This is a genomic window from Candidatus Krumholzibacteriia bacterium, assembly GCA_029865265.1.
Classification (GTDB): domain Bacteria; phylum Krumholzibacteriota; class Krumholzibacteriia; order WVZY01; family JAKEHA01; genus JAKEHA01.
The window spans coordinates 1-4,409 of the sequence record JAOUHG010000085.1; the positions used below are offsets into that span (position 1 = coordinate 1).

The 4,409-nt window shown below is 67.4% G+C and carries 2 protein-coding genes; one reads left to right on the forward strand and one right to left on the reverse strand.

All coding sequences use genetic code 11. From position 1 onward, the window contains the following. Positions 1–102 precede the first annotated feature (102 nt). Complete coding sequence (locus OEX18_15765; protein MDH4338719.1) at positions 103–2,040, reverse strand: YCF48-related protein; 1,938 nt, start codon at positions 2,038–2,040, stop codon at positions 103–105. A 170-nt stretch (positions 2,041–2,210) separates the two neighbouring features. On the opposite strand from OEX18_15765, the gene OEX18_15770 reads away from it, so the two are divergent. Then, a partial coding sequence (locus OEX18_15770; protein ID MDH4338720.1) for a serine/threonine-protein kinase occupies positions 2,211–4,409 on the forward strand: 2,199 nt, incomplete at its 3' end.

Here is a 4,409-nt window from a genome sequence, read left to right on the forward strand (position 1 = left end):
TCCCCGCGCCTTCGCAGGGCGCCCGGGCCAGTACCTGAGTGCCCTTGTCCGTGGGACACCGGCGGGCGGGATGCGTCACACGGGGGCGGCATTTTCCCGGAGTTACCGCGGCGGCAGCCCGGCGGAACGCGTGTAGAGGATCTTGCTCTCAGTGCCCACGACCACGCCGTCGGTGGCCGACGTCATCCAGATGGCGCGCAGGTGCGACCAGGTGGTGAGGCCGCCACGCAGCACGGTCCAGCTGGCGCCACCGTCGCCGGAGCGGAACATGCCCCCGGTGGGACCCACCGCGATGCCCACGTTCTCGTCCACGAAGTGAACCTGCGACACCTGGCCCGGTAGCGTGCCGGGGCCGATGCGCGTCCAGGTGAGCCCGCCGTCCTGGGTGAACACCATGTCGTGCTGCGTGGTGGCGCCCCATCCGTGCGTGTCGTTGACGAACTGAATTTGGTGAATGGCGTTGTTGGTTCCGCTATCGAACTCCTGCCAGGTCTGTCCGCGATCCGGTGTCCGCAGCACGGCGCCCTGGCCCTGCCCCACGTACGCGAGCTGGGTGCCAAGCGCCCACGCGCTCACCGAAACACGAATCGGCGCGGTGTCCGGACCCCGGTTGACCCAGGTGTCGCCGCCGTCGGCCGTGATCAGGATGGTCTCCTGCGTGCTGGTGCCGTCGCCGACGAGGATTGCGTTCATCTCGTCCCACATGCTCACGTCGCGAAACCTCGCAACGGTGACCGGCATCGTCATGGGCGACCAGGTCGCGCCGCCGTCGGTGGTGCGAAGCGCGGTGCCGCCCTCGCCCACCGCATATCCACGTCCCGAGCTGTGCAGCCAGACGCCGAGCAGTTCCTCGCCGGTACCGCTGTTCCCCGTGTTCCACGTGAGCCCACCGTCGCGGCTGTAGAGGACCGCGCCCCCGCTGCCCACGGTCACGCCGTTGCCGGCATCACCAAAGCAGACGTCGAAGAACTGCGTGGTGTACGGGTTGGCGTCGCCGGTGATGTCATACCCGGACTGCCAGGTAACGCCGCCGTCGCCGGAATACGCCATGTAGCCGTTCCATCCGGCCACCACCGAGCGGCCGCCGTTTGTGGCGAGCGTGTAGATGAGCTGCGGCAGCCCCAGCGCGTGCTCCTCCCATATGCCGGCCGTGCGCGTGGCCAGGTAGGACGCGTTGTTCTCGATATACAGCACCTGCCCGTTGTTCTCGTCCTCGAACTGAACATCCATAACGGTGTCGCCACCGTGCAGGAAGCGCCAGGCGGTGGTCGAGATCATCGCAACCGTGGCGCCTTCTTTCGTTCCAAAGACGGCCAGACCACCGGACATGGCGTCGGCGACCACGATGTCCTGGCTCCAGTTGACGGTGACCTTCGTCCAGGTGGCCCCGTTGTCATCGGAGCGCAGGATGGTGCCGTCCTCGCCGCCGACCCACCCGGTGGTTCCCGAAAACACGATCGCGGTCAGGTCGAGCGACCCGGCCGTGTGCGCGACCGGCGTCCACGACACGCCGCCGTTGTCGGTGCGATGAAACTCCCCCGCATCACCCACCACGAAGCCGCGATCGTCGTCGATGAACCACACGTCGCGCATCTCCCGGATGCTGGCAATGGAATGATCGCTCCAGGTGTGTCCGCCGTCACGCGTGCGCGTGATCTGCCCGGTGGTTCCGACCACCCAGACCCGCTTCTCGTCCAGACAGTGCAGGCCGCCAAGGCCGCCGTAGGGCGCCACCTGCAGGGCGATCGCCTCGTACGCCACCTCCCATGACCGGCCGGCGTCGATGCTCTTGAGCACCGCACCGCCGCCGGTGACGGCATAGACGGTGGTAGCGGAGGCAAAGCGCATGCGCACCACGGGATCGCCCTGCGGCGTGGGGTTGGCCCACATCCAGGGACCGGACTGGTTCAGGTCTCCCCCGTTTTTTCCGCCTCCGTCGCCGCCGTCATCCGTAACGCCGGCGGGATCGCCGCCGCAACCAAGGGACAGCAGTAGCAGAAGCAACGCGGCGACAGGCAACATGCGTACAGGGCATATCATCGTGATCTCCTTGACGAGTCGACGGGGTCCGGGCGTATTCCAGGTTCGGGCTTCTTCTGTCCCTGTTTGCGCGTTCTGCAGGCGGAGGCGGCCACCCCGGGCCCGAAAAAGTGTTAGAATTTTGATCGGCCCTCAATGCGTCACCTGGACCATTCCGAACCGGGAGCGTCATGACCGACAACCGTTTTGACCGCGCGCGCAGCCTGTTCGACCGGGCCGCCGAACTTCCGGAACAGGAGCGCGAGGCATTCCTCGATCGCGAGTGCGGAGACGACGCTTCGCTGCGCGAGGAGATGCACCGCCTGTTCGCCGCCCGCGAGCGCGCGGGCGACTTCCTGGAGGCACCCATCATGTCGTGGTCGGGCAGGCGCATCGGCCGCTACACAATCAAGGAGGTCATCGCCGAAGGCGGCATGGGCGTGGTGCTGCGCGCCGTTCAGGACAGCCCGCGGCGCGATGTCGCGCTCAAGCTCATCCGCGGCGGCATCGCCTCGGAGAACGCGCTGCGCCGCTTCCGGCTGGAGGCGGAGGTGCTGGGACGCCTCGACCACCCCGGCATCGCGCACATCTTCGAAGCGGCGGTCACCGACACCGGCGTCGGCGAGCAGCCGTATTTCGCTATGGAGCTGGTGGAGGGCGAAACGCTCGGCGAGTACGCCGCGCGCAGGAAGCTGGGCACCCGCGCGCGCATCGACCTGCTCGCGCGCGTGTGCGACGCAGTACACCATGCGCACCAGAAAGGCGTCGTTCATCGCGACCTGAAACCCGCCAACATCGTGGTGCGCAGCGACGGCCAGCCCAAGGTGCTGGACTTCGGCGTGGCACGCGTGACCGACTCCGACCTCCAGGCCACCACCATGCACACCAGCATCGGCCAGGTGATCGGGACGCTCGCCTACATGAGCCCGGAGCAGGTGCGGGGCCGCCACGAGGACGTGGACGCGCGCGCCGACATCTACGGCCTGGGCGTGGTGTGCTACGAAGTGCTCACCGGACGGCTGCCGCAGGACATCGAGGGCAAGGTCATCGCCGAGGCGGCTCGCATGATCACCGAGGAAGACCCGAAGACGCTGCGCTCCACCGGGCAGGGCTTCCCCGCCGACCTCGAGACCATCGTGGGCAAGTGCCTGGCCAAGGAGCGGGAGCGCCGCTACGCGAGCGCCAGCGAGCTGGCCGCCGACCTGCGCCGCTTCCTCAACAATGAACCGCTGGCCGCGCGCCCGCCCAGCGCCGTGTACCAGTTCCGCAAGTTCGCGCGGCGCAACCGCACACCCCTCGCGATCGTCTCGATCATCGTGCTGTCGATTGTCGCATTCGCGGTCAACGCCACCATCCAGGCGCGCCGCCTCGCCACCGAAGCCGAGAGCGCCAGGCAGGTGTCGGACCTGCTGGTGGGATTGTTCGAGTCGATCGACCCGGGCAAGGCGAAGGGTGACACGGTGACCGTGCGCGAAGTACTCGACCGCGGCGTCGACGGCATTCTCTCCAACGACGAGCTGCAACCGCTGGTGCGCGCGCGCGCGCTGAAGGTTCTGGGCGAGGTGTACCAGCACCTCGGGAACTACCAGCAGGCGGAGCCGTTGCTGCGGCGCGCCGTCGATGACATGCTGGCGGGTGGAGCCGACCCGGACGACCTGGTGAGCGCGTACCACGTGCTCGGATACAACCAGGAGGCACGCGACGACTACGACGCCGCCCTGGAGTGCTACAACGCCGGACTGGCCATTGCCGACCAGGAGCGGCCACGCGCGTCGAAAGCCCGCTTTGCCACCCTGACCCGCATCGGCATGGCGACGATGCGCAGGGACGGCTACGAGGCGGGCGCCAGGATCATGCAGGAGACGCTCACCGAGTACGACGCCACCAACCTGCCCCGCGACGAGAGCTACGCGGCGTTGCTGAACGACCTGGCGATCGCGTATCAGCGGCTGGGACGCCTTCAGGAAGCGGCCGACCTCTACCAGCGATCGCTCGCCATCTACGAGGAGCGCCTGGGCAGCGACAACCCCTACGTGTCGCGCGGACTGAGCAATCTGGCCTACGTCTACCTCGACATGGGCGAGCTGGAGAAGGCGCTCGCCTATCAGGAACGCAGCACAGAGATGAGCATCCGCCTGCTCGGGGAGAACCACCGCGACACCGGCACCGCGCTCAACATGCAGGGATCGATTCTCAAGGATATGGGTCGATACGACGAAGCCGTTCCCTACTTCGAGCGCGCAATCAAGGCGTACGAGAACAGCGTTGGGCCCGGGCACTCGCACGTCTCGTACCCCTATCAGAACCTGGGACACCTCTACAAATCGCTCGATCAGTATGACAGGGCGCTGGCGCACTATACGCGTGCCCTGGAGATCCGGATCGCCGCC

Excerpts from the sequence above, each read along its gene's own strand:
- OEX18_15765 (MDH4338719.1), bottom strand. The coding sequence starts at position 2,040 with ATGATATGCCCTGTACGCATGTTGCCTGTCGCCGCGTTGCTTCTGCTA.